This is a genomic window from Desulfolutivibrio sulfodismutans DSM 3696 (genome assembly GCF_013376455.1).
Classification (GTDB): Bacteria; Desulfobacterota; Desulfovibrionia; order Desulfovibrionales; family Desulfovibrionaceae; genus Desulfolutivibrio; species Desulfolutivibrio sulfodismutans.
Map to the genome: position 1 here is coordinate 2,279,166 of NZ_CP045504.1, position 25,474 is coordinate 2,304,639.

The 25,474-nt window shown below is 63.5% G+C and carries 24 protein-coding genes; 13 read left to right on the top strand and 11 right to left on the bottom strand.

Translation table 11 applies throughout. The features are described from left to right. Positions 1-7: 7 nt before the first annotated feature. Positions 8-2,641, bottom strand: coding sequence for a PEP/pyruvate-binding domain-containing protein (locus GD606_RS10705; protein ID WP_163300356.1), 2,634 nt, complete (start codon positions 2,639-2,641; stop codon positions 8-10). Between the two features lie 278 nt (positions 2,642-2,919). Between GD606_RS10705 and GD606_RS10710 the strand changes: the two genes are divergently transcribed. Both GD606_RS10710 and GD606_RS10715 read left to right on the top strand, forming a co-directional pair. Continuing rightward, positions 2,920-3,411: a Crp/Fnr family transcriptional regulator gene (locus tag GD606_RS10710; RefSeq protein ID WP_163300357.1), complete on the top strand. Its 492-nt coding sequence runs from the start codon at positions 2,920-2,922 to the stop codon at positions 3,409-3,411. A gap of 118 nt (positions 3,412-3,529) precedes the next feature. Continuing rightward, entirely contained in the window at positions 3,530-4,594 is a 1,065-nt protein-coding gene (locus tag GD606_RS10715) for a GGDEF domain-containing protein (protein WP_163300358.1), read from the top strand. Between the two features lie 137 nt (positions 4,595-4,731). On the opposite strand, the gene GD606_RS10720 is transcribed toward GD606_RS10715, so the two are convergent. Next, the gene (locus GD606_RS10720; RefSeq protein ID WP_163300359.1) at positions 4,732-5,499 is read right to left on the bottom strand and encodes a hypothetical protein; all 768 of its coding nucleotides are present in this window, start codon (positions 5,497-5,499) and stop codon (positions 4,732-4,734) included. Between the two features lie 227 nt (positions 5,500-5,726). Here GD606_RS10720 and GD606_RS10725 point away from each other — a divergent pair, with 227 nt between their 5' ends. From GD606_RS10725 to GD606_RS10735, 3 genes are all read left to right on the top strand, one after another. Beyond that, on the top strand, positions 5,727-6,080 hold the full coding sequence (locus GD606_RS10725; RefSeq protein ID WP_163300360.1) for an STAS domain-containing protein: 354 nt from the start codon (positions 5,727-5,729) through the stop codon (positions 6,078-6,080). A gap of 67 nt (positions 6,081-6,147) precedes the next feature. Further along, on the top strand, positions 6,148-6,879 hold the full coding sequence (locus GD606_RS10730; protein ID WP_176629275.1) for an O-methyltransferase: 732 nt from the start codon (positions 6,148-6,150) through the stop codon (positions 6,877-6,879). Then, entirely contained in the window at positions 6,876-8,060 is a 1,185-nt protein-coding gene (locus GD606_RS10735; protein ID WP_163300361.1) for a GNAT family N-acetyltransferase, read from the top strand. The genes GD606_RS10730 and GD606_RS10735 overlap by 4 nt, the downstream gene beginning before the upstream one ends. Here the strand turns inward: GD606_RS10735 and GD606_RS10740 are convergent. The 5 genes from GD606_RS10740 to GD606_RS10760 all read right to left on the bottom strand — a co-directional run bounded on the left by GD606_RS10740 (position 8,038) and on the right by GD606_RS10760 (position 11,737). Then, on the bottom strand, positions 8,038-8,271 hold the full coding sequence (locus GD606_RS10740) for a type II toxin-antitoxin system ParD family antitoxin (RefSeq protein WP_163300362.1): 234 nt from the start codon (positions 8,269-8,271) through the stop codon (positions 8,038-8,040). The genes GD606_RS10735 and GD606_RS10740 overlap by 23 nt on opposite strands. Positions 8,272-8,516: 245 nt before the next feature. Then, on the bottom strand, positions 8,517-9,092 hold the full coding sequence (gene rbr / locus GD606_RS10745) for a rubrerythrin (RefSeq protein ID WP_163302059.1): 576 nt from the start codon (positions 9,090-9,092) through the stop codon (positions 8,517-8,519). 109 nt (positions 9,093-9,201) lie between these two features. Then, positions 9,202-9,858 carry a redoxin domain-containing protein gene (locus tag GD606_RS10750; protein WP_163302060.1) on the bottom strand — a complete coding sequence of 219 codons (657 nt, stop codon included), beginning with the start codon at positions 9,856-9,858 and terminating at the stop codon, positions 9,202-9,204. 18 nt (positions 9,859-9,876) lie between these two features. Further along, positions 9,877-10,464 (bottom strand): TlpA disulfide reductase family protein, encoded by a 588-nt coding sequence (locus tag GD606_RS10755; RefSeq protein ID WP_163302061.1) that lies wholly within the window; start codon positions 10,462-10,464, stop codon positions 9,877-9,879. A 100-nt stretch (positions 10,465-10,564) separates the two neighbouring features. Further along, positions 10,565-11,737: a trans-sulfuration enzyme family protein gene (locus tag GD606_RS10760; protein ID WP_163302062.1), complete on the bottom strand. Its 1,173-nt coding sequence runs from the start codon at positions 11,735-11,737 to the stop codon at positions 10,565-10,567. A gap of 162 nt (positions 11,738-11,899) precedes the next feature. On the opposite strand from GD606_RS10760, the gene GD606_RS10765 reads away from it, so the two are divergent. Beyond that, a complete protein-coding gene (locus GD606_RS10765; protein ID WP_163302063.1) occupies positions 11,900-12,301 on the top strand; it encodes a hypothetical protein in 402 nt (133 codons plus the stop codon). Here the strand turns inward: GD606_RS10765 and GD606_RS10770 are convergent. The 4 genes from GD606_RS10770 to GD606_RS10785 form a co-directional block, all read right to left on the bottom strand. Further along, complete coding sequence (locus GD606_RS10770) at positions 12,261-13,043, bottom strand: lytic transglycosylase domain-containing protein (protein WP_163302064.1); 783 nt, start codon at positions 13,041-13,043, stop codon at positions 12,261-12,263. The two genes, GD606_RS10765 and GD606_RS10770, sit on opposite strands and share 41 nt — an antisense overlap. 169 nt (positions 13,044-13,212) lie before the next feature. After that, positions 13,213-14,850: an FmdE family protein gene (locus tag GD606_RS10775; protein ID WP_163302065.1), complete on the bottom strand. Its 1,638-nt coding sequence runs from the start codon at positions 14,848-14,850 to the stop codon at positions 13,213-13,215. Positions 14,851-14,989: 139 nt separating this feature from the next. Beyond that, entirely contained in the window at positions 14,990-17,404 is a 2,415-nt protein-coding gene (locus GD606_RS10780) for a methyl-accepting chemotaxis protein (protein ID WP_163302066.1), read from the bottom strand. 433 nt (positions 17,405-17,837) lie between these two features. After that, the gene (locus GD606_RS10785) at positions 17,838-19,928 is read right to left on the bottom strand and encodes a molybdopterin-dependent oxidoreductase (protein ID WP_163302067.1); all 2,091 of its coding nucleotides are present in this window, start codon (positions 19,926-19,928) and stop codon (positions 17,838-17,840) included. A 302-nt stretch (positions 19,929-20,230) separates the two neighbouring features. Between GD606_RS10785 and GD606_RS10790 the strand changes: the two genes are divergently transcribed. The 7 genes from GD606_RS10790 to GD606_RS10820 are packed head-to-tail and all read left to right on the top strand — an operon-like array spanning position 20,231 to position 24,974. After that, positions 20,231-20,623, top strand: a complete 393-nt coding sequence (locus tag GD606_RS10790; protein WP_163302068.1) for an NADH-quinone oxidoreductase subunit A — start codon at positions 20,231-20,233, stop codon at positions 20,621-20,623. After that, positions 20,587-21,156 (top strand): NADH-quinone oxidoreductase subunit B, encoded by a 570-nt coding sequence (locus GD606_RS10795; protein ID WP_163302069.1) that lies wholly within the window; start codon positions 20,587-20,589, stop codon positions 21,154-21,156. The genes GD606_RS10790 and GD606_RS10795 overlap by 37 nt, the downstream gene beginning before the upstream one ends. After that, positions 21,153-21,692 carry an NADH-quinone oxidoreductase subunit C gene (locus GD606_RS10800; protein ID WP_163302070.1) on the top strand — a complete coding sequence of 180 codons (540 nt, stop codon included), beginning with the start codon at positions 21,153-21,155 and terminating at the stop codon, positions 21,690-21,692. Before GD606_RS10795 ends, GD606_RS10800 begins: the two co-directional genes overlap by 4 nt. 5 nt (positions 21,693-21,697) lie before the next feature. Next, positions 21,698-22,885, top strand: coding sequence for an NADH-quinone oxidoreductase subunit D (locus GD606_RS10805; protein ID WP_163302071.1), 1,188 nt, complete (start codon positions 21,698-21,700; stop codon positions 22,883-22,885). Continuing rightward, positions 22,882-23,865 (top strand): NADH-quinone oxidoreductase subunit NuoH, encoded by a 984-nt coding sequence (gene nuoH / locus GD606_RS10810; protein ID WP_163302072.1) that lies wholly within the window; start codon positions 22,882-22,884, stop codon positions 23,863-23,865. Before GD606_RS10805 ends, nuoH begins: the two co-directional genes overlap by 4 nt. Positions 23,866-23,868: 3 nt before the next feature. Then, positions 23,869-24,471, top strand: coding sequence for a 4Fe-4S binding protein (locus GD606_RS10815; RefSeq protein ID WP_163302073.1), 603 nt, complete (start codon positions 23,869-23,871; stop codon positions 24,469-24,471). Continuing rightward, positions 24,468-24,974 (top strand): 4Fe-4S dicluster domain-containing protein, encoded by a 507-nt coding sequence (locus tag GD606_RS10820; RefSeq protein ID WP_163302074.1) that lies wholly within the window; start codon positions 24,468-24,470, stop codon positions 24,972-24,974. The genes GD606_RS10815 and GD606_RS10820 overlap by 4 nt, the downstream gene beginning before the upstream one ends. Positions 24,975-25,474 lie beyond the last annotated feature (500 nt).

A 25,474-nucleotide genomic window follows, 5' to 3' on the forward strand; every position in this document is an offset into this window, starting at 1 on the left:
TGGCGGTTTAGGCGGCGGAATCGGGGACAGGGCTGGTGGTTTCGGCCAAGACCCTGGCAATCTCCCCGTCGATACGCCTGCGGTAGGTCTCGACCAGCGGCCGGTTGTGCATGATCATATCCAATTGTCGGGTATGCATGAGCAGATAGCCCACTATGCGCAGGGCCTCGTCCATCTCCTCGGGCGTGCCGCCGCTGCGTCTGGCGAATACCGAATCCTCGTTGATATCGATCAAGAAACCATGGTCCTCGAGAATGCCGGCCACGAACTCGGCCCGCAGGCGGCGGCGCATGAACTCGGCGGCTCCGCCCTTGAACTGGAAGCTGACGTAGTTTTCCTGCGGCCGGTTGTCCACCAGGGCCTCTACCGTACAGAAGTGGAATCCGAAGCGGGAACTCAGGCACATATAATGCCTTGAGATCATAAAAAAATTCCGTTCGCTGAAGGCCGATTGGCCCGATTCCTCAAGGTTCGGGTTGGACGCAGCCCGGACCAGGATGGACATGAAACCCTTGGCGTCCACCGGCGGCGGGCCCTGCCAGGGGATGGCCAAAAACCCGGTCCACAGGGCATGCACCGGGATGGAGGAAATCTCCTCCAGGGTCACAAACCGGCCCGGGATGTCATGGGCGAACCCGTCATCAAGGTTGATGAACCACCATTTCATGGCCGTTTTTTTGTACCTGAGCTGTTTGGCCGCGCGCTTGGCAAAATGGAAATCCTGGCCGAAGTGGAACATCTCGGTGACGGATTTCTCGTGGCAGAACCGGGTGATGTCATGCAGCGTGCGGCATTTTTCCGGACGAAAGCCCATGGCGTCGTTGGGATCCAGAAGATACAGCGGCGTGATGTGGTCCATGACCCGGCGCAGGATGGCGTGCATGGGGGTCTGGCTCCCGGGGGCTTTGCGCGGCCGGGCGTAGGCCAAAACCTCATCCACCCGGCCCCGGTACACGGCCAGGCCGTCGGCATCCACCGTGACCTCCATGCCGTTTGGCAGCGCCGCCAAGGCGCCGGGCACGGCCATGATCGCCGGAACCTGGAATTCCCGGGCCACGTTGGCCAGATGTCCGGCCGCGCCGCCCTTCTCGGTGACAATGGCCGCTGTTTTGTTGATGACCGAGGCCCAGCGCGGCGGGGCCTCCAGGCTGACCAGCACCGCCCCGGCCGGAAACTGCAACAGATCCGCCTCCCGGCGCACCACGAAAACCGGACCGCAGGCAACTCCCGGGCTGGCCGTGGCGCCGCCGCTGACGATCACGCCCTGGGTCGTACGTTTCGGAGGGGGGGCGCCGCCCTGGACCTCCATCTGGGTCAGGTGGCGACACTGCAAAAAAGAGAGCCGCCCCTGGGCATCCACGGCCCATTCGATATCCACGGGAGAGCCGTACATCTCCTCCAAGGTCACGGCCGCCTCGGCCAGGCGCAAGGCCGTGCCGTCGTCGATGCTCGGCTGGTCGCGCTTGTCCAGAAGCGTCTCCATGACGCACACGCCCTCGCCCTCGTGGCACACGAACACCCGGTCCTTGCTCCGGATGCGCCGGTCGGACAAGGCCAGCCCGTCCTCCCGGGACACCACGAACTCGTCGCAGGCCACGGACCCGTCCACCACGGTCTTGGGCAGGCCCCAGGAAGAATGGACGAAAATGGAATCGTCCCGGATGTCCAGGGGATTGCGCGAATAGATGACCCCGCCGGCCGCAGCCCGGACCATGGCCATGCAGCCCACGCACATGGCGATGTCTTCGTCAGGGATGCCCCTGTTCAGGCGGTAGGTCATGGCCTGCGGGCTGTATTTGCTGGCCACCACCTCTTTGTAGGACTCAAGCAGGTCATCGGCGGCCACATTGAGCTTGGTGGCGAACTGCCCGGCGAAGGTCTGCCCGGCTGCGTCCTCGCCCAGGGCGCTGCTGCGCAGGGAGACGCATGCGCCCTCCCCGGCCTCGGCGCACAACGCGGCATAGGCCGCACGAATGGCCCCGGCCACATCGTCTGGAACCTCGGCCATGGCGATCAGGTTGCGGATGCGGGAACTCAGGGCCAGGAGGTTTTCCTGGTCGTCGGGTCCGGCGGATTGCAGGAGGCGGTTGATTTCGTCGCGCAGATCATTGTGGTCGATGAGGCGGCGGTAGGCCCGGGTGGTGATGACGAATCCCGGCGGCACGGGAAGCCCGGTGCGGCTCATGATCTCGCCGATTCCGGCCATCTTGCCGCCCACCTGGTCGGACATGTCCCGGTTGATGCGGGCAAGCGGCAGGGTCAGTTCCGTGGCCGACGGCGGGGACAGGTTGTCCAAAACAGTGGCCACCTGCCTCTGTATGTCCTTCATGCGGGGATACAGGGCGGCGTATTTCCCCGGGGCGATGATGTTTAAATGCTCAATGATCTTATAGACGTTGACCGAAACGGCCGTGGAGTGGGAACGGATAAACGACATGCCGAAGGCGGAGCCGCCATGCAAGGCCTGCTCCATTTGGGACATGACCTCCAAGGCCTTCTTGTTGGCCGTGAGCAGGAGCTTGAAATGATGGTACCGCTTCTTGAACTCGGCCTGGATGTCCTCGTCGGAAAGCGCGGATGCCGTGTCGGCCTCCGGCTTGGTCAGCAGGCCCTGAAACAGGGTCTTGATCTTTTGGAACACCCGCCCCTCCGCATCGCAGCCCTGCTCGGCCGTCGACCTGACGGCGCGCCGTGGCCGCGCCGCAATCCGGGCTGGCAGGCCGCCTTGACTTTGTACCTTTCCGGGACAAACAATGCAACGCCGGGTCTGCCGCCAATCCCGCCCGGTCGCACGGCCTGGCCATTGCAGCGGGTTGCGGCTTGCCTCCGGACGGCGGCGAGGATAGGGTACAGGACACGAAAAAACCCAGGACCGGCAACCTGAAAACACGACCCTCAAGGTGGTAGCGAGCGTCCATCATGCGTACACGCGCACCCAACAAAGAGCCGGGCGTAAGCACGGCACGGCTGGCGGATCTTTTCGACGGCACCAAGTGGGGCGAGGATTTCTCCCGCGAAGAAGTGGACATCATCGCCTCCCACCTGCACCTAGCGACCTTTTCCGACCGGGAAAACGTCTTTCGCGAAGGAGATCGGCAGGACTTCATGGCCTTTATCGTGTCCGGCATGGTGGATATCGTCAAGGAAAGCGGCGATGCCACCGAGTCGGTCGTCATCACCCTGCATCCCCGCACCCACCTGGGGGAGATGGCCTTTGTGGACGGGGAACCGCGCTCAGCCACGGCCCGGGCCAAGGGAGACGTGACCCTCCTGGTTTTGCCGAAAGAACAGTTTCAGGCCATTCTCAGGGACCATCCCGACGTCGGGGTGAAAATGCTCATGAAGATCGCGCGGCTTTTGAGCCGCCGGTTGCGTCAAACAACGGGCCGTCTGGTGTGTGCGCCACTGTGACGCAGCCGATCCTCAAACCGGCCCGTCTTGTCGGCCTCCGGCCAGGCCGCGCGAATCATCCCGCGCTCCGGCCGCCGGAACAGGGATGAGCGGGCGCCTGTCTCCAGGGAGCACACGGATGAACAACGACTCACCATCCTCCCGGGCGCCGTCGTTTTGCTCGGAGAACCTGTGCGGCACGCTGGAGCGTCTGGGCGTGCCCCGGGAATCCAAGTGGCGCGGCCTGATCCTCTACATGCGCAGCATCAAGGACTACGATTTTCTTGACGCCGAGCAAAAAGAACTCATCCAGAAGCTTGTGGTCAGCGTGCTGCGGGAAAAAGATTTTTCCGAAACCAAATTCAAGGAGGTCGTGCGCCAAAACGAGCACATCCTGCACGACCCCTGGCGACGCAAGGTGGAGGCCAGCCTCAAGGAAGCGGCCAAACTGGTAGGCGAGATGTACCAGATCATGGGACGACGGCGCGGCGACGTGGAGGATCTGGAGGCGGCCACGGTTTCGGCCGTGGAAAGCGGCAAGGAGCTCGACGAGGTTCTGTCCGACATCCGCAAGGGATTCCACGACATGGTCGCGGACATGGAAAAGGATGTGGACACCCTGCAGGAGTTAAGCCTCACCGACCCCCTGACCGGCATCGGCAACCGCCGGGCCTTCGACCGGGCCGCCGTGGAGACCATGGAGGCGGCGGGCAGGCTGTGCGAACCCATGGCGCTGCTGATGATCGATATCGACCACTTCAAACAATTCAACGACGAACACGGCCATCGCATCGGCGACCAGGCCCTGGCCACGGTAGGATCGCTGCTCAAAGGCCTTTCCGAGGAGCATGAGGCGGGGCAAAACATCATTTCGGCCAGATACGGCGGCGAGGAATTCGCCGTGATCCTGTCCGGCTTTTCCAAGTCGCAGGCCGGAGATCTGGCCGAAATCATTCGGAGCAGGATCGGCCGCTACCACTTCGTGATCCGGGATCTGTCCGGGGAGGTGATCACGGCCGGCATCAAGATCGAAGTCAGCATCGGCGTGGCGGAACTGCTTCAGGATTGCGGCATGGCCGCCGATCTGGCCCACCTCGTGGAGGCGGCGGACAGGGCCCTGTATCAGGCCAAAAACCAGGGTCGCAACCGGGTTTGCCTGTTCGATCCGTCCTGGGTCATGGATGGCGGGGGAAGGAAGGCGTAGACGCCGGGCGAAACGTCTGCCCCAAACGATCCACCACATGCGGACGCCGTAGCGGATCGCACGGGCAATGCCCGGCGACATCCTTTCATATGACACGGCAACGCCCCGGCCCTGCCCGGTTGCAAGGCGGGCGTCCTTCAGGCCGCCCACACCTGATTAAGCAGGGTCGCCACTTCGGCCTTGCGGGTCTCGTAGAGCGTCGCGCACAGGGCGTCGAGCCTGTCCCTAATCTCGGAAAAGGGCGGCAGGTCCGGGATGTGCGGCAGGCCCAGATCGTCAAAGGAGATGGGCACGAAGGCCATATCCCGGTCGAGCTTCTGCGCGTCCCCCAGGGTGGCCCCGGCGATGTTCTCGCGCTGCACGCATTCGGGGTCCAGCCCCTTGGCGAACGACAACACGCACAGCGGCGACTGGCCGTCGTTGACCGCCCTGATCTCGAGGTTGACCGCCTCGCACATCTCCCGGACCTGCTCATAACCCGGAATGGCCCGTTTCTTGCGAATGTCCAGCGGATCGGGGGTGAAGGTTCCGTGATTGTAGTCGGCGGCGGCCTGGCGCACCATCTCGTAGAGTCTGGCGACGGTCTTTTTATAGCGCCCAAGGCCGGTCAAGGCCAGGGGACGGGGCATGGGACGCAGTTCACTGACGTTTTTGCAATACCACAGGATCTCGGACGGGACCGTCCCAAGGGACGCAAACAGGCTTTTGGCCTCCTCGTCGCATAGGAGCAGCCGAAAAAGCGTATGCCATTTGACCAGGGTTTCCATGCCCACCCGGCGCACCCGGACCACCAGACGATAGAACTGGTCCAGCCGGTCCTCCAGGGCGCGGCGACGGCCAAAAAAATTCTCCGCCATCTCGGTCATGATCTCGGCGTGCAGATCGCCTTGCAGATCGGCGCTCATAGGCCAACTCCAGAGTGGTTACAGCCTGTCCACCGTCAGGATTTTACGGGGGAACCCCGGGGATGGCAAGCCGACGTCCCCGACCGGCGAAGAACAGACGGCAAGCCCCGGAGCCTACCCCACGAAACCCGGTCGTATCCTGCGCCCGCGACAGCCCGGCTTGCCTGTCCCGGGGCGGCGTGCTACCTTTGAACATCGAATACAAAAGACAAAGAGCCATATCCGACATGAAACTCACCATCACCGAAAGAAACGGCGTCCTCGTGGTCGGCAGCCTCCCCGAAAAATTCGACTATACCGTGTGCAACGACGCCCTGCGCCACATCACCCCGGCCCTGGACGACGGCCCGAAAAAGCTGGTCATCAGCTTCATGGGCGTGAGCTTCCTTGACAGTTGCGGCATCGGGACGCTGATCACCCTGCGCAACCGGCTCATGAAGGACAAAGGGGCCATGGCCCTGTGCGACATCGGCGAGCGTCTGGAAAACATCCTGAAAATCACCGATCTGCGCAAGGTCTTCGCCCTTTACGGCAACACGGACGAGGCCGTGGCCGACCTTTCGGACGCCAAAAGCGTCTGATCCTTCGTAGCCCGCAAGCCGCCCCCTCTGCGCGACGGCCCGGCACGACGCACCTGGGACACCGCACATGCTCATACGCTATATCCCCCGCGCCACGGCGCCAGGGCAACGCCTGCGACGCTTCCTCCGGGCCATTCTCTATCTGCCCACCCGGGTGCGGCTTTTCCTGGACCCCGCCTATCCCTGGATCAACGCCGGGGCGGTGCGATTCCTGCGCGCCCGCCTCACCCCGCACATGCGCGGGCTGGAATTCGGCGCAGGCCGCAGCACCATCTATTTTTCCCGCCTCATGGACTCCCTGGTCAGCGTGGAGCACAATGAAAAATGGCGGCGCAAGGTGGCGGCCCTGCTGCAACGGTTCCAGGCCGCCAACGTGACCCTGGCCTACATCCCTCCAGGGGAGGCCGCGCCGCGCCCGGACATGCGGCCGCCAATCTGGGGAAAAATAGGGATGACGCCACGCCGACCCGAATTTGCCGACTATTTCGACCACATCCTGGCCTACCCCGACGAGCATTTCGATGTGGTGCTGGTGGACGGCCGGGCCCGGGTGGAATGCGCCTTAAACGCCATGGACAAGATCGCGCCCGGGGGATTTCTGGTTCTCGACAACAGCGAATGGGAAAAATACGACCCGGTCTTTGCGGCCTTTATGGACTGGCAGCGCCACGATTTTGAAAACGGCGTCTGGCGCACCACCATCTTTTGCAAACCGCTGCGCGGCATCCCGTACCCGCCATCCTGCCCGGCCGCCATCCCCGTCCCGCACGCCGCCCCGGCCAAGCGCGGCGCGCCATGAGCACACCCGAAACCCGCGCCACCTACGCCGTGTCCTTTTGCAAGGCCATGGCCGACATCGACCGGGACGAATGGAACGCCCTGGCCCTGCCAGCGGCAACGCCCTTTCTGGAATGGGAATGGCTGAACCTGCTGGAGACCTCGGGCAGCGTGTCCATGCGCACGGGCTGGTATCCCGTGCATGTCCTGGTTCGCGACGCCGAGCGCCTGGTGGCCTGCGCCCCCATGTACGTCAAGGGCCACGGCGAAGGGGAATTCGTCTTCGACCACCTGTGGGCCGAGGTATCCCGGCGCATGGGCATCCCCTACTACCCCAAGCTCCTGGGAGCCTCGCCGTTCACCCCGGCCACGGGATACCGCTTCCTCATGGCCCCGGACCAGGATGAACGCCGCCTGTGCCTGGTCATCATGGAGGCCCTGGAAAAACTCTGCGCCGCCAACGCCCTCTCGGGCATCTCGTTTCTTTTCGTCGATCCCCGTTTCGCCGCCATCCTGCGCGACCTGGGGATGCGCTCCTGGCTGCATCAGGGCTACATCTGGGACAATCCCGGCTACCGAAGCCTGGACGACTACCTGGCCCGCTTCGGCAGCCTGGCCCGCAAAAACGTCAAGCGCGAACGCCGCCGCCTGCGCGACCAGGGCATCCAGGTCCGGCTGTATGCGGCCCCGGACATCCCTGAACGGCTTTTTGCCGACATGCACCGCTTCTATGCGGCCACCAACGACAAGTTCGGGGACTACGGCTGCCGCTACCTGACCGAGGAATTCTTCGACGCCCTGCCCGGGCTACCCCGGAACCGGGTGGCCTTCGTAGCCGCCTACCAGGACGAAAATCCCGACCCCATGGCCATGGCCATGCTCATCCGCAAAGGCGACCGCTTAAACGGCCGCTATTGGGGGGCGACGCGCCATGTGGACTATCTGCATTTCGAGCTGTGCTACTACACCCCCATCGCCTGGGCCATCGAACAGGGCATCAGGCTCTACGACCCGGGCATGGGCGGCGAACACAAGGCCCGCCGGGGCTTCGTGTCCATCCCCACGGTCAGCCTGCACCGCTTCCGCGACCCGCGCTTCGAGCATGTCTTTCTGGGAAACCTGCCGGAGATCAATTCACTGGAACGGGACTACATCAACGAATTAAACGCCCTGCTGCCCTTTAAGCGCGGCCCCGGGCCTTGACCGCCGCCATGTCCAGGGGCGTCGCCACACCGCTGGCAAGTCCCTTTTGAATCTCCGCCTTGAGCGCCTCATGCCGTAGAATTTGGACGCGATCACGTTCCTCGAGAAGACGCAACGCCTCGCGCATGACCTCGCTGGCGGAGCCATACCTTCCGCTCTCCACCTTGCTTTTGACCAATTCTTCCAGTTGCGGCGTCAGGGATACGTTCATGCGTGCGACTCCTTCATGATCTTTCGCTTCACTTGCCTTCCCGCAATAACAGACTTTGTCATTTCCTGACATCATCCGGCAAAAAAAACAACTGGCCATCCCTCCGCCCCTTCCCTTTCCGGGCGTCAGCCCCGGCGCGCCGCGCCGGGGCTGACGCCCGAAATCAGGGGGGTCCGGGGGGAAATGATTTCCCCCCGGGCGGGGAGGGGTTCGGGGAGGGGCGAAAGGCCCCTCCCCGACCGGTCTTACCAGTTGGTGGCCAGCAGTTCGAAGTAGGCGCGGGGGTGGTCGCAGGCCGGACACTTGTCCAGGGCCTGGGTTCCTTCGTGGATGAAGCCGCAGTTGCGGCAGCGCCACACGGCCTTTTCGGGGCGCTTGAAGACCCGGTCGGCCTCAATGTTTCCGGCCAGCTCCAGATAGCGGCGCTCATGGAAGCGTTCGGCCACGGCGATGGACTCGAACACCGAGGCCAGAAGGCCATACCCCTCGTCCCGGGCGATCTTGGCGAAGTCCGGATACATGATGGTCTGCTCGTAGTGCTCGCCCTCGGCGGCGGCCTTCAGGTTGTCCACGGTGCAGCCGATGACCCCGGCCGGAAAGGCGGCGGTGATCGAAAGCTCCCCGCCCTCCAGGAACTTGAACAGCCGCTTGGCGTGTTCCTTTTCCTGGTCGGCGGTCTCGGTGAAGATGAACGAGATCTGCTCGAAGCCCTCTTTCTTGGCCACGCTGGCGAAGTAGGTGTAGCGGTTGCGGGCCTGGGACTCCCCGGAAAACGCGGTAAGCAGATTTTTTTCGGTTTGCGAACCCTTGACGGATTTCATGGCGTCTCCTGTGGCGGTTTTTGGATCACTGGACGGCACGGCCGGGCATATGGCGACGAAGATACCCCTTCGTCGTACCGTTTGCCAACTGGCTCATCCTGATGGAATTTCAGTCCTTGACGCCGCGCAGGGCGGTGATCAACGCCCCCAGGTCCGGGCGGGCGTTGATGTCGTGGACGTCAATGTAGCGGATGACGCCTTTTTCATCGACAATAAAAAGCGCCCGCTCGGCCACTCCCTCGGGCCGCAGAATGCCGAGCCTGCCGGACAGGGCCCCATGCGGCCAGAAATCCGAGGCCACGGGGAACCACAGGCCCCCCATCTGGGTCACCCAGGCGTGCAGGGACGGCACGTTGTCCACGCTTACGCCCACGAGTTCGGCGTTTTCGGCGGCGAAAAGCTCCCGGGCGATGTTGTAGCCCGGCCACTGCCCGGAACACACCGGGGTCCAGGCCGCCGGGACAAACGACAGCACCAGCTTTTTTTTGCCCACGAAGTCGGTCCGGCGCACCCGGCCGCCGTCGATGGTCGGCAGATCGAAGTCCGGCATGGGATCGCCGACCTTGACCGCCAGGACGCTGTCCACGGCTTTGAGCGGTTCAGACGCCTGAAAAAGGCTGTCCGTAAAGGCCGGGGCCTCTTCGGCCCGCACGGCCGGGGAAAAACCGACCACGACCAGCAGCGGCAGCGCCGTCAGGAGGATCCGGTACAGCGGGGCACGGCGACGTGACGCCAGACGCGTCATCCAGGGCTGGGCTTGGTTCATGTGATTTTTCTCACAAGATTATGGTGCGTCCGCCAGGACGTCTGCGGCGAAGGATTCGGGGGAATCCATGCGCCCCAGGCGGCTTCCTACTACCGTATATGCCGTTTCCCCGGGCTTTCGGGCAAGCACGTAGAAATACGGCGTGCCCACCTTGCCGCAGGCGTCGTGGACCGTAAAATTCTGATCCGCCGCCAACGGGAAGCGGATGTCGAACTTGGCCCGGAAAAGCTCCACCTCCATGGCCGAGTTGCCCGCGCCGATGCCCAGCATCTTGACCCTGTCGGCATGGCCGCCGCTGGCCAGCAGGCCGTACAGGTCATTTAAGACCGGGGCCTCCCGCTGGCAATGCGGGCAGTACATGCTGAAAATCTCCAGGATGACCACCGGCGCGCTCACATCGGCCAGCCGCACGGGCCCGCTTTTTTTTGCGATGCCCAGATAGGCCCGGTGCTCCGGGGAAAGATCCGCCCCCAATGACACATCCGGGAAGGCCGCCCCCACGGGCAACGGTTCCGATCCGGCCGCCTCCGAGGCCCCGCCCGCCCAGGCCGGAGCGGACCACAGGGCCAGCGCCGCCAGCACAAGCGCCCATATCGCCTTTTTCATGCACATCCTCCCTGTCTGCATTCCCAGCCGGGATCGGCTGAAGTGAACAGATAAGCATGCCTCAGGGGGTGGTCCACATTCCCTGGCAAATTCCTATGCATCACCCGTCCCGCATGGCCCGGGCAAAGGCCTGCTCCAGATCCGCCATGAGGTCGGCGGCGTCCTCAATGCCCGTGGAAAAGCGGATCAGGGTGTCGGAGATGCCCTGCCTGCGGCGTTCGTCCGGGGGCATCTTGGCGTGGGAGGTTTCGCAGGGGAAGCAGATGAGCGACTCCACGCCGCCAAGGCTCACGGCCTCAAGGATCAGTTCCAGGCTGGCCACGGCCTTTCTGGCCCGCTTTGGCGAGCAGTCCAGCTCAAAGGACAGCATGCCCCCGAAACCACGCATCTGGCGGGCCGCGACGGCATGGCCGGGATGGTCCGGCAGGCCGGGATAAAACACCCGGGACACCAGCCGGTGGCCGGACAGAAAGTCGGCCAGGGCCATGGCGCTTGCGTTGTGTCGGGCCATGCGCAGGGCCAGGGTCTTCATGCCGCGCTCAAGGAGGAAGCAGTCGTAGACGTTGAGCGTGACGCCGTAATCCACGGCCCGCTCCCGGACCTTGTCCATGAGCGCCCGGCTGCCGACCACGGCCCCGCAGTTGAGGTCGCTATGGCCGTTTAAGTATTTCGTGCCGCTGTGCACCACCAGATCGAAGCCCAGGGCCAGGGGATTCTGGTTGATGGGCGAGGCGAAGGTGTTGTCCGCGATGCTCACCAGCCCGCGCCGCCGGGCCAGGTCCGCCACGGCGGCCAGGTCCACCACGTGAAAAAGGGGATTGGAGGGCGTCTCCACATAGACGGCCCGGGTGTTGGCCTGCACGGCGGCCTCCAGGGAGGCTGCATCGGCGTTCGCCACCAGGGTATATTCGATGCCCAGGCGCGGCAGTTCCACGGACAGGAAATGGTGGGTGCCGCCATAGAGGTCAGCCTGGAAGACCACATGATCCCCGGCGGCCAGGACGGCCAAAAGGGCCACGGCCTCGGCGGCCATGCCCGAGGCCGCCACCAACCCGGCCTGGGCCCCTTCCAGGGCGGCGATCTTTTCTGCCGGGGCGTCCTGGGTGGGGATGTTGTTGTAGCGCGGATACCGGTAGGCGGCCGTGCCGCCCACGTCGGCCCGCATGTAGGCCGAGGCGGTGTGAATGGGCGTGGTCACCCCGCCCACGATCCGGTCCAATTTTTCTCCGGCCCTGGCGCACAGGGTGTCCGGATGCAGCATGGCGCGGCCCATGACTCCTCCTTGTGAAACGGGTTGCATGGCAGTGTAGCGTTGCGGGCCGCGAAAGTCATGATCCTCTTTTGACGCCGGGGCGCAGGAAGGATACATACCACGGCGGAAAAAAAGGGGGAGGGCGCTGTCTGCGCGGCCGCCGCCCCGCAGGGAGAGTCCGGCATGCTCTTGTGGCGAACACTGACGGAAAAATCCTTATCGCCAAAGCTTGTGGGAAAAATGCGCCGCTACCGCCTGACCCGGGGGGAAGGCGTCCTGTCGTTTCAGGGGGAGCTTCTGGCCTATCACCGGCATGCCGACGAGGAGGACGCCCCGGACTATCCCGGGGTGAGCCACCTGATCACCCTGGCCCTTTTCCGCACCAAAAAAGGCCGCTTCGTGGTCTATTACATCGTGGAATATCCCGACAACGAACATCTCTCCGGCCAGCACCAATACGTGACCCATCTGCCGGAATTCGGGGATGTGACCCGCTTCGTGGCCGCCATGGCCTATATCAACGTGGCGCCGTTCCGCACCAAGGTCATTTCCGAGGCGACGGCCCGGCTTTCTCCTTCGGCGTGACCGGCGGGGAGTTTTTTTTCGCCTCCGCAGCCACGGCCAAGGCCTCGCGCACCATGGCCTGACGGGCCAGAATCCGCTCCACATAGGCCACGGTCTCGGGAATGGCAGGCACCCCGCCGCTGCGGGCCACCACCTCGGGCCCGGCGTTGTAGGCGGCCAGGGCCAGGTGCGTTTCCTTAAAGCGGTCGAGCATCAGGCGCAAAAACCGGGCCCCGGCGGCGATGCTTTTTTCCGGATCAAAGGGATCGCTCACGCCCATGGTGGCCTGGGTGTCGGGCATCAGTTGCATGAGCCCCTGAGCGCCTTTCGGGGAAACGGCCCCGCTGTGGAAGCCCGATTCCTGTTCGGCCACGGCGTAGAGAAGCTCCACGGGGACGTTGTGCTGTTTGCCGTAGCGCGTGATCAGTTCGATAATCGGCCCGGTGGTGACCACAGGGCCGAAGGCCATGCTCCGCCCGGATCCCGCAAAGGGGACGGCCCCGAAGGGTTTGACCGCCCCGGCGATCCAGTCCGTGCGTTTCTCCTTGGCCGCGCCGCCCTTTTGCCTGATGCGTTTTTTTATCTCCGCAAAGCCCAGTTTGGGATCGGCCGGCCCCTCGAAGAGCAAGACATGGCGTTCGCTGGCCTTGGTCTCGGACAGTTGCACGATGCCGTATTCGTCCTCGTAGCCGTACAGGGTATAGGCCAGGGCCGCCCCGGTCGGCAGGCACAGGACGGCCAGGGCCGCCAGCGCGAGGGGCACGGCGGGCCATAAGCCCGGGCGGCGGGAGGGGAACGGCGGGGGGGAAGCAGTCATGGCGCCTCCCGTAAGCATGAGGATCACGGGGCAGGCCGCAGTCGGCCGGACGCCGGAGCGTCGGCCGACCGCAGCCCGAAAGGGTGTCTGGGCAAACCGGTCTTTTTCGTCCCGCCTATTTCCCGAAGGGACACTTGGGGAACGTGCAGGTCTTGCATGTCAGGCAAAAGCCGCCCTCGGCCATGTCGGCCAGATCCGACCGGGTGATGTCCAGCCCGGCCAGGAGCCGGGGCAGGAGCAAATCCAGGGCCGTGACCTGATAGTACAGGGCGCAGGCCGGAACGCCAAGCACCCTGGCCTGGCCCATGCGGCCGATAAGCGTCATGGCCCCGGGCAAAACCGGCGCGCCGTACAGGGCGTCGGTCAGCCCGGCCTTGAAAAGCCCCTTGCGGGTCACGTCGTCGGGGTCTACGGAAAGCCCGGCCGTGGTCACCAAAAGCCTGGCCCCGTCGGCCACCAGATCGGCCGCCGCCCGGGCGATGGCCTCCATATCGTCGGGAACCACGGCCGTTCCCGAGACCTCGCAGCCGAACTTCTCCACCTTGCTCTTGACGATGGGAATGAACTTGTCCTGGACAAGCCCCTTGAAGACCTCGGTGCCGGTCACCAGGATGCCCGTGGGCAGGGGCTTTATGGGGGCGATGGAAAAAAGCGGGCCGTCTTCCAAAACGGCCATGGCCCGATCGAACCGGGTGCGGGCCAGATAGAGGGGGATGGCCCGGCAGGCCGCAAAGCGCTTGCCGCCCTCCACGGGCAGAAAGCCCTGGCGCGAGGCGCACATGACGTCCTCCACCAAGTTGAAGGCCCTGAGTTTCTTGCGGTCAAGGAGCAAGAGCCCTTCCTTCTCGGCCCGGAAATTGATTTTCCCCTCCTTGGGCGGCTCCTCGAAGGTCACGCCCTCCCCGGCCATGGCCCGGGCAAAGGCCAGTGCGGCCTCGTTCTCATGGATCCAGGAAAGCCCCGGGTCCACGTCGTCCATGACGAACACCCGCTCCCGGCCCATGGTGTGCAAGCGGCATACGTCGCCCGCCGTCAAAAGCTGCCCGGCCAGATACGCCGGATCCTTGCTCTCGCCAGGGACGACCCGGGTCATGTCGTGCAGGGCGCGGCGTCCCACGGCCTGGGCCGTGGGAATGGCCCGCAGGCCTGGTTCCGCCGGGGGCGTCATGTCCATGTCCGTTCCGGCATCGGTCAGGTAGGGATGCTCGCCGGAGCAGCCCCGGCACATGCCGCCGTCCGCCGCCGGATAGGCCTCGCCGCACAGGGGGCACACGGCGATGGCCCCCATGCCGCCCTTTTTGAGGAACGACTCGGACACCGTGACCGGGGCTATGCCGCACAGGCTGGGGCCCGCCCGGCGAATCTCGTCCACCAGCCGCTCCCGGTTCTGTTCCCGCTTGGGCCTTAGCTTGAGAAACCAGGCCCGTATCTCCGGCCACATGGAGAGCTTGGCCGTGTCAATCCACACCCGAACCCCCTCGCCGGTGTACTTGTCGTACAGGGCCAGGGCGTAGCGGCCCAGATTGACGGACTTCATCCAGCCGTTGCCGAAGCTGCACAGGGTCAAAAGCTGTATGGCGTCGGGGAGACACTTGGGGGTCTCCACCACGGCATCGAAGATGGTCCCTTCCGGCAGGGCGCTTTTGGCCAGCTCCACCATGTACCCCCCGATCAGGAGCCCAGGGGCCGGGTTGCCGTGAAAGGCCGCCGCCATGATGACGTATTCGTCGAAGGTATATTTCCCGATGTTCATGCGAACGCCTCCTGTGTTCAAAATGTCATAACGGGTTTCCCCCTTTGGCCCAACTTCGGGAAAAAGAAAAGGGGCGGAGAAAAAAATGTCCCCGCCCCAGGCCGTATCGCCCGGGACGGGAACAGAATGACGGAGGTCGCTAGACGTCCGAGGCGATACGTCCGAGCTTCTCGGCCATTTCCGAAAGCCCGGCGATGGCCTGGACGGAATGGGTCATGCCCTCGGCCGTATCCGAGGAAATGCGGTCCACGTCGCCAATGGCCTTGGTGATCTCGTCGCTGGCCGCAGACTGCTCCTCGGCGGCGGCGGCGATGGTCTGCACCTGATCGGAGGAGTCGCCCACCAACCCCGCGATTTCGTCCAACACCTTGCCGGAATCGCTGGACAGGGCCGTGGCCCGCTCCACGGCCGTGGCCGCGCTCTGGGTCAGATCCATGCTCTTTTTGGTCTCGGCCTGGATAGCGGCCACCACCTTGCCCACCTCGCCCGTGGCGTTCATGGTCTTTTCCGCCAGCTTGCGAACCTCGTCGGCCACCACGGCGAAGCCCCGACCGGCATCCCCGGCCCGGGCGGCCTCGATGGCGGCATTGAGCGCCAGAAGGTTGGTCTGGTCGGCGATGTCCGAGATCACGTTCATGATCTGGCCCACGTCCATGGCCCGCTTGCCAAGCCCTTCCATGCCGTCGCGCAGGGAGAAGGTCAGGCCCTGCACCTCGCCGATGGCGGTGACGGCCTGGCGCACCACGCTGACGCCCTTTTCGGCCCGGTCCCTGGCCTGTCCGGCCAGCTCGGCTGCCCGTCCCGCGTTTTTGGCCACCTCAAGCACGGCGGAATTCATCTGGTCCATGGCCGTGACCACCTCGGACATGCGCGAACGCTGGACCTCGGCCCCCTGGCGGACCTCCTCGGACTGCCTGGAAAGTTCGCCGAGGGAACCGGCCACCCCGGCGGCCACGTCGGTCAGTTCGGCGTTGATGCCCTGGATGCGTTCGAGGTTTCCGGCCAGTTCCTCCTCCTTGCGCACCACGGCGGTCATGTCCTGGGCCAGTTCCAGATACCCGAGGGGATTGCCGTTGCAGTCGCGCATGGACTGGACCAGGGGCCTGATGACCATGCGTTCGCCATGGCGCGTACTCTCCACATAAATGTCGGGATCGACCCGGCGCCCCTCGGCGGCGCAGCGCACCGGGCAGTCCGGCGTGCCGCAGACCCTCGTCTTGAAGACATCGCCGCAAAACGTTCCTTTCAATTCTTCCGGCGTCTTCCCGGCTGTATCGGCCATGGCCAGGTTGGCGAAGATGATGCGGTTTTTCTCGTCGGCCACGAACAGCGGGTCGGGCATGGCGTTTAAGACCGCATCACTTAAGCACATGATCTCCGAGAGCTTGAAGGTGAGCTTGTTGAACCAACAGGCCAGTTGTCCCATCTCGTCCTGGCGCGACTCATCGAGCCGGTCCCGGAGATCGGCCCGGTCCTCGGTGATGTCCTTGATCTTGGCGATCATGGTCTCGATGGGCAGGGCCACGTTTTTCACGAAGACCAGATGTACGGCCCCGGACGAGGCGGCCAGAAGGACCGCCAGAAGGCCCAGGAACACGTAGAGCACGGTTTGGATGGCCGCCGATTCCTTGGCCGTTGAAAAAGAGAACACCAGGATGCCGGTCTGGTTGCCCTTGTAGTCATTGACGGGCATGGCCGCCACAACCTTGTCGCCCTGCTGCGCCATGACCGTGCCGGTCTTGGCCTTTTCCAGAAAATCCGCCTTGATCCACTTGGTGAGGGCCTCGCTCTTGGCCCCGGTGATCTGCACGAAACGGCCGTCCAGGACGGGATTTTTGGCCGGATCGCGCAAGGCCCCGGTGATCTTGAGGAACTCCGAGTTCATATACAGGGCCATGTCCTGGCCCTCGCCGGCCACCTTGGCCAGGACCGGGGCGAATTCGCTTAAGACCTCGACCGATCCCAGGTGCTTGCCATCCGGCGAAACCACCGGCGCGATGCCCCGGAACACGAAGCCACCCTCGCCCAGTTCGATGCCCATGACCGGCTTGCCCGTGCGATTGACCTCCATGACCGTGGGCCGAAACGAGGAAATGTCGTCGGAGATGTCCAGGCCCTTGCCGTCGCGGGTGACCTGCTTGTCGCGCCACACCCGCACCAGGCTGCGGCCGCTGGGCAGATGGTAATGGAGTTGGAACTTGCGGCCGCCCATGGCCTGGGCAAATCCCTTGATGAACGGCGTCAGCGCCGCCCGCAGATCCTCCCTGGCCTTCTGGGCCATGGGATCTTTTTCCGCGTGGATGTCCCCCGTGTGGGCGGTTTCAAAGGCCGAAACCACCACGGGCAGCCGCGAGAACAAGGCCGCCTGCTCCAGGGTCATGCGCGAGGCCGTGTCGATGGCGTTGTCCACCTCGCGGGTCTTGTTCTGGACGATCTGCGAGACGAAGTCCCGCTCCAGGCCGTCCAACTGAAAATACATGACGACAAGGCTGACGCCGCCAAGCAACAAAAACGCAGCAGCGATGGGAAGAAACATCTTTCTGCGTATGCCCATGGTCCCTCCATGACGGCCGCGTGGCGAATGCGACCATCGTAAATCATATCAGTTTAGGAGAAAATCAGACCGCGAAAAGAGGGCAAGGCTGGCCGAAGGGGAAAACCGGCTTGGCCCGCGCCGGAACGGTGAAACAGGAAACGCCACATAAACGGATCGCCTCCTGTCGGGCCGGACTCCGGGGAACAGGTCGCGCTCTCTATCATCACGCCGCCGGGACAACCAATCGCCACATGGTTGCGTCCGGCGATATACCCCGAAGGGGTAGCGTTTCCTCGAAATTCGGACAAGCGCTTTTCGAGGCGAACAGTGTATCCATTTTTATTTACGGAGAGATGCAGCGTGTGCTGGCCGCACCGGTTTCCTGAAATTTTACCAAAAAGGGGCGTCGCCGCAATGGCGCCGCCCCTGGTTCCGTTTATTCCTGCCCACGTCAGGAGGCCGTGCGGATCTCCACGAAGTGCTCCTGCATGGCGACGGCGCCGCCGCCCTTGTCCCACTTGCGGATGCCCTGGGTCATGAGCTCGTTGTCGGCCACACCCTTGCCCCGGGCCCGGCTCTCCACCGGCAGGGTGTGCCCGAAGCCATGCACCATGAACACCGCCTCGGGATGTATGAACGGGGTGACGAAGGCCTTGATGCGGCCGCTATAGTTGGCGGTGGCCACCTCTACATATTGTCCGTCCGCGATGCCCAGCTTTTCGGCCACGGCGGCATTGATCCACACCAGATTCTCGGACATCTGGGAATTGAGCAGGGGGTTGTTGACCGTGTGTCCCTGGGTATGCACCCCGCACCGGCCGAAGGTGATGCGGAACTTGCCCTCCGGGGGCCGCTCGGGGGAAACGTAGGGGGCTAGCGACGGCACGCCGTCCTTTTCCAGCTTGGCGCACACCATCTCGATCTTGCCCGAGGGGGTCTTGAACGTCTTTTCATCGGGTTCGCGGCAAAGCGCCCCGGCCCCCAGGGTCACCATGCCCGTCTTCTCGAAGTCTTCAATGGTGTAGCCGGTGCCGTCGAGCTGATATTTCCAGATGTCCTCAATGGAGTCGAAGGCCAGCTTGTCCAGGCCCATCTTCTTAGCCAGGCCGCAATAGATCTCCCATTCGGCCTTGGTGTCGAAACGGGGTTCCACGGTGCGTTTGCGGACGAAGAAAAACGGGTTGCCGCCCTTTTTGGTGGCGATGGTGCTCTCACGCTCAAGATACGGCGACAGCGGCAACACCACGTCGGCGTGCCAGGCCGTGTCCGACCAGGAAAAGGTCACCGCCACCAGCAGATCCAGCTTCTCCCACAGGGACTTGACGTCCTTGGGGTCCGGGAAGGCCATGAGCGGATCGTGCCGGTGGGCGATGTAGGCCTTGATCGGATAGGGCTTGCCCGTGGCGATGGCCTCGTAGGCCAGATTGACCAGGCCGGGACCGGCTTCGAAGTGGGAACGCTCCTGCATCCAGCCCGCCCCGTCCACACGCTGCTCCTCGGGCTTGGGATAGATGGCCATGAGATCCTTGATACCCTTTTTACCCACGTCTCCCGGGCCGTTGGCCAGGGGCAGGCCGCCCTTGGCCCCTATGGCGCCCAGGAGGGCGTTGATGATATAGGCGGTGCGGCTCATGTAGAACGAGTCGGAATAGCGGGCGGTCATCCAGCCCGGATGCCAGATCACCGAGGGCGCGGCCTCCGAGAGTTGCACGGCCAGCTTTTCGATGGACGCCGCCGGGACGCCGGTTTCGGCCTCGGCCCAGGCTGGCGTATAGGGGGCGATGAAGGTGGCCAGGGTCTCAAAATCATGGAACCATTTCTCCACGAATTCCTTGTCGTACAGCCCCTTGGTCACCAATTCATGGATCACGGCGAGGTTGAAGGCATAGTCCGTGCCCGGCCGGATGAGGAAAAAGTTGTCGGCCTTGGCGGCGGTCACCGAGGCGCGCACGTCGATACAGGTGATCTTGCAGCCGGTGGCCTTGGCGTCGAGCAGGTCGTTGACCTCCTTGACATTGATGGCCTCAAAAATATTGCGGGTCTGCAAAACGACATGCTTGGCGTTTTTCAGGTCATAGCTCACAGTCTTGCGCCCGAAGCCGAAGACCGACAGGGCGGCGTGCTGCACGTTGCGGGCGCAGGCCGAATCGTGATTGCAGTAGTTGGGCGTGCCCAGGCCGCGCAAAAAAGCCCGGTAGATTTCCCGGAAAGGGCCTCCCCGATCCGAGAGCAGGATGGACTTGGCGCCGTATTCCGCCTTGATCTTGGAAAGCTTCTCCGCCACGTAGGTCAGGGCTTCGTCCCAGGTGGCCCGGCGCCATTTGCCCTCGCCGCGCTCCCCGGTGCGAATCATGGGAAATTGTGGCCGCTCGTCATCGTTCACCAGGGCCATGCCCGCCGCACCCCGGGCGCACAGCGATCCCTTGATGCCGCCAGCGTGGGGGTTGCCGTGGATGGTCAGAAGATTGCCATCCTCCACCACGCTCATCATCGGACAGCGTACCGTACACATGCCGCATATTCCATAGACAGATTTTTTCATGGCTCCCCCTGGGATAGATGCTCGTATGTCCGCCTGACATTTCGGACGGTAAGCTACCACAGCGGACACCACTGGCAAGAAAAAAGTGTTGTGAAAAAATGAACAATGCAGCAAGGACGCGCTTTTCCAGCCACCAAAACACATGTGAACGAAAAAACTTGTGACCCTCCCTTGACTTTCCCCTGGAAAGGGGCTTTGTAATCGACCATAATAAGTGTCCGGACAGAGACTTACGCGTTTTGACGTCAAACCGTCATACCCCTACGGGCCGCGCGGCCCGAGGCGAGACACGGGAGGACCAGATGGTTTTCACCTGGCTGCAGGCGGCGCTTCTCATTTTCATTGCTGCTGGGCTGGCCTTCGCCGCAGGCCCCCTTCTGGGTTCCATCCTCCTGGCTCCCAAGGCTGTCGGCGGGGCCATAGGCGAGCCCTTCGAGTGCGGCATTCCCACCCACGGCAGTTCCCTGACCCGGTTCGGCATCAACTATTATTTCTACGCCATCGTGTTTTTGGCCTTCGAGGTGGACATTTTGTACCTGTTCCCCGTGGCCACCTGGTTCAATCATTCGGTCGGCTTCGCCCCGGTGTGGAAGATTTTGGTCTTCCTTGGCGTCCTGGGCCTGGCCGTCGTCTATTTCCAGCGCAAGGGAGTGTTCGAATGGCCCCGCAGGATCCAAATCTCGCCCCGTCCGTAAGCGGCATCGCACCAGCGGCCACCGGCGTCGAGCCGGCGCTGGTGAACATGTCCCCGGTGCAACGCATCGTGGATGTGTGTCGGGCCATGTCCATCTGGCCCATGACTTTCGGCCTGGCCTGCTGCGCCATCGAAATGATGGCCGTGGGCATGGCCCGCTTTGACATCGCCCGTTTCGGGGCCGAGGTGTTTCGCCCATCGCCGCGCCAGTCGGATCTGATGATCGTGGCCGGCACGGTAAACCGCAAGATGGCCCCGGCCGTGGTGCGGCTTTACGAGCAGATGCCCGCTCCCAAATGGGTCATGGCCCTCGGGAACTGCGCCATTTCGGGCGGCCCCTTCAAGTGTCCGGGACAGTACGCCGTGGTCGAGGGCGTGGACAACCTCATCCCTGTTGACGTCTACGTGCCCGGATGTCCGCCCCGGCCCGAGGCCCTGCTCGAAGGACTCTTCCAAATCCAGCACAAAATCACCGGCCGTCGGTGGTGGCCCGTTCCCAAGGGCATGCCCCTCGGCAAGGCGGAGGTCGCATGATCCCCGCATGGATATCCCAAATCGGCGCCAGTTGCGTGGTTCCCCTGGACCACGCCCGCACCGGGCAGATCGCCAGCCTGCTGGTTGACCGGGAAAAGATCGAGGACGCCTGTCAGGTGTTGTGGGATCAGGGCTATCATATCGAAAGCCTGGCCGCCTGCGACGTGCTGGAGGGGTTTGTGGTCCGGTATCACTTCGACCACTGGACCGAACCCGGCCGCCTGACCCTGCGGGTCAGCGTGCCCCGGGACGACGCGCGCATCCCCACCGTGTCCAAGATCTTCCCCGGAGCGGATTGGCACGAACGGGAGTGTCACGACTTCCACGGCGTGGTCTTTACCGGCCATCCCAACCTGCACGCCCTGCTTCTGCCCGACGACGGCACGCCGCCGCCGCTGGTCAAGTCCGAAAAGGCCCGCAAGAGCCGCACGGACGTTCTTCCTCTGGAATATCTCGTGGACTGCGCCCCCACCGCCGAGGGACAGGACGCCGCCAAACCCGCTTCCGGCGATGCCGGGGCACAGGCCAAGGGGTAGCCGCCATGCGCGATCACACTGCGGCTGCCGCCGCATCCAAGCCCCCCGTGGACACCTCTTTGTGGGGCGATTCCTACGCCGCCAGATTTGAACCCGATCCCTCCGGGGAACGGATGATCGTCAACATGGGCCCCCAACACCCCTCCACACACGGGGTTTTGCGGGTCTTGCTGGAGCTTGACGGCGAATACATCGTCCGCGCCGAGCCCGTGCTCGGCTACATCCACCGCATGCACGAATGGATGGCCGAAAATCGGACCTACGCCCAGTTCATCCCGAACATGGGCCGGGTGGACTATCTGCACGCCCTGGCCTGGAACTGGGCCTATGTGGGCGCGGTGGAACGGCTGGCGGGCATGGAAGTGCCCGAACGGGCCGAGTACATCCGGGTCATCACCTGCGAACTGAACCGGATCAGCTCCCACCTGTTGTGGTGGGGGGCCTATCTGCTCGATCTCGGGGCCTTTACCCCCATCATGTACGCCTTCGACGACCGGGAACGCATCTTGGACATCCTCCAGATGGTCACGGGATCGCGACTGACCTATTCGTCGTTCACCTTCGGCGGGGTGTCCATGGATCTGCCGCCGGAATTTATTCCCAAGACCCGGGAATTCATCGCCACCCTGCGCGGCAGGCTGCCCATGTTCAGGGATCTGGTCACGGACAACGGCATTTTGCTCGGCCGCTGCGAGGGCATCGGCATCCTTGATCTGGACACCGCGCGCCGCTACGGGGCCACGGGGCCCTGCCTGCGCGGCTCCGGACAGCCTTACGACGTGCGCCGGGCCGAGCCGTATTCCATCTATGACCGTTTCGACTACCGCATTCCCACGGAAACCGCCTGCGACGCCATGGCCCGGTACTTCGTGCGCTTGTCCGAGATCGACGAGAGCCTATCCATCGTGGAGCAGGCCCTGGACAGCATCCCCGACGGCCCCATTCAGGGCAAGGGTCCGCGCAAGATCCGGCCGCCCAAGGGCGAGGCCTGCTTCGCCGTGGAGGGCGCCCGGGGGAAAATCATGGTCATGGTGCAAAGCGACGGAGGCCCCAATCCGTACCGGGTCAAGCTGCGCGCCCCAGGCTTCTCCAACCTGAGCCTTTTCGCCGAGTTGGCCCAGGGAACGCTTTTGTCCGACGCCGTGTCCATCCTGGGCAGCCTTGACCTCGTCATCCCGGAGATCGACCGATGAGCATGACCCTAAGCCTCGCCGATCCGTTGGTGCGCCTCATTTTGGCCCTGGTCGGCATTTTCGCCTTCGTGGCCCTTAACGGGCTTGTCCTGGTGTATGTCGAACGCAAGGTGGCCGGCTTCTGCCAGCGCCGCCCCGGACCTCTGCACGTCGGGCCCCAGGGGCTCATCCAACCCATTGTGGACGCCCTCAAGCTGGTGGGCAAGCAGCTCCTGACGCCCCCCAAAGGCGACCGCGTGCTGTTCTGGGCCGCCCCGCTTCTGGCCTTTCTGCCCGTGGCCCTGTGCTTTTTGCCGCTGCCCTTCGACGCCAGCCTGAAGGCCATCGAATTGAATCTCGGACTGGTGCTGATCCTGGCCTTTTCCGGGGTCAACGTCATCGCCCTGTGTCTGGCCGGATGGGGTTCGGGCAACAAGTGGGGCATCCTGGGCGCGGCCCGGGCCGTGGCCCAGTCCGTGGCCTACGAGGTGCCGCTTTTGTTGTCGGTCCTGGCCGTGGCCTTCATGTCCGGCTCCCTGGATCTGTTCGTCGTGACCGAGTCACAGGGCGCCTGGCCCTGGCAATGGTACGCCTTGAAAAACCCCTTGGCCTTCCTCATTTTCATCGTCTGCGCCGTGGCCGAGACCAACCGCGCCCCCTTCGATCTTCCCGAGGCCGAATCGGAACTGACGGCCGGGTTTCATACGGAATATTCCGGCATGGGTTTCGGTCTGTTCTTTTTGGCCGAATACGCCAATATGATCGTGGTCAGCGGCGTGGCCGCCGCCCTGTTTCTGGGCGGCTACCAGGGCCCGGTGGCCTCCGGGATCTGGTGGTTTCTGGCCAAGCTGTACGCCATCCTGCTGTTGATCATCTGGTTGCGTTGGACCTATCCCCGGGTCCGCTTCGACCAGCTCCTCAATTTAAGCTGGAAGCGGCTCACCCCCGTCGCCCTTCTTGTCTTGGCTGGCACGGCTATTGCCGTTCGCCTGGGAGGATAGTCCATGAGCGTTTCGAATTCCTTCAAAGATGCCTGGAACTACGCCAAAAGTCTGTTGATTGGGCTTGGCGTGACCGGAAAAAATTTCGTCAAACCGACCATCACGGTGGTCTATCCCTGGCAGCAGGTGGACAACCTGTCCACATTCAGGGGCCATGTGGAGCTGATCCCCAAGGACGACGACCTTTTCACTCCGCGTTGTGTTGCCTGCGGAGCCTGTGCGGACGCCTGCCCGTCGCACTGCCTGACCGTGGTCGCCCCGCCCAAAACACCCAAGCCCAAAGCCGATGCCCCGGCTGCGGCGCTGGTCGAAGGGCGGGTCATTCCCAAAACCGAAAAAGCCGCAGCCCCGGAAAAATCTCGCGCCCCGGTGCAGTTTTTCCTGGACTATTCGCTGTGCAGCCTGTGCGGTCAATGTGAACGCGTCTGCCCTGCGAAATCCCTGCGGTTTTCGAACAATGTCTACCTCACCGGCTCCAGCCGCGAGGATTTCAAGATCGACCTCCTGGCCAGGATGAAAAGCCAGGCTGCCGGGCAGTCAGCCCCGTCGCGTCCGAAATCTCCCGCAACCGCGCCGGTTTCTGAAAAAGAAAAGGAGCCCGCATGAGCAAATATCTGATCATGCTCGACCAAAATCGCTGTATCTCCTGTCACGCCTGTGAGGTACACTGTCAGATGAAAAACCGTGTCCCGGCGGATGCCCGGCTGGGCAAGCTGATCACGGTGGGGCCCGTCTCCCATGAAGGCAAGCCGCGCATGCTCAACCTGTTCATGCCCTGCTTCCAGTGCGAGCGTCCCTGGTGCGTCACCGCCTGTCCCACCGGGGCCATGACCCGCCGGGAGAGCGACGGCATCGTCTACGTTCAGGAAGACCTCTGCGTGGGCTGCAAGGCCTGCATCAAGGCCTGCCCCTGGCAGGTGCCGCAGTGGAACGACTACACCGGACGGGTGATGAAATGCGACTATTGCCGCGACCGCATTGATGTCGGGGAAAAACCCGCCTGCGTCGCGGGTTGCACGTCGCACGCCCTGTCCTTTGTTCGACCCAACGAGGCCTCGGCCCATACTCGCGAAGATTACGCCCGGCGCATCCTGTTGCGCCATCCCTAGCTCGCTTTGTCAGCCGGAGAGGGGCCCCGGACACGTGTCTGCGGCCCCTCGGCTCCTGCACATTTCCTCGGCTATTCGCCCGTCCTCCAGGGCAGATGCCCCATTGGGACCGGGTTGCTTTCGGATCGACATCTCAGCCCTGCTCCCGGGGCATGCCGCCTGATGTGGCGCAAGCCCGCTTTTTTTACGCTGGAGCATGGCGCCTTTCCGTGTTGAACGGTATACGTGATAAATTTCACATAGCAGCTCCCCGTTTCTCTTGAAAACAAGGTGCTTTCACCAGTATCTCTTGAGAAAAAAAGAACTTGAAAACACTCTTGACAGTTTCCCCCACCCGATGCTTTATGGGGAAACTTCAGAGGTTGCGTCTGCATGCAACGTGCGTTGCATTGCAGAGCGTCAACAGGGCGATCCCCGCTTCCCGCGCCATGCAAAAGGCGCAAGTGCGGAGGAATTGGCCCACGGAGTCGTCTGAAAAGGTTTGACCACCACTTTTCAGG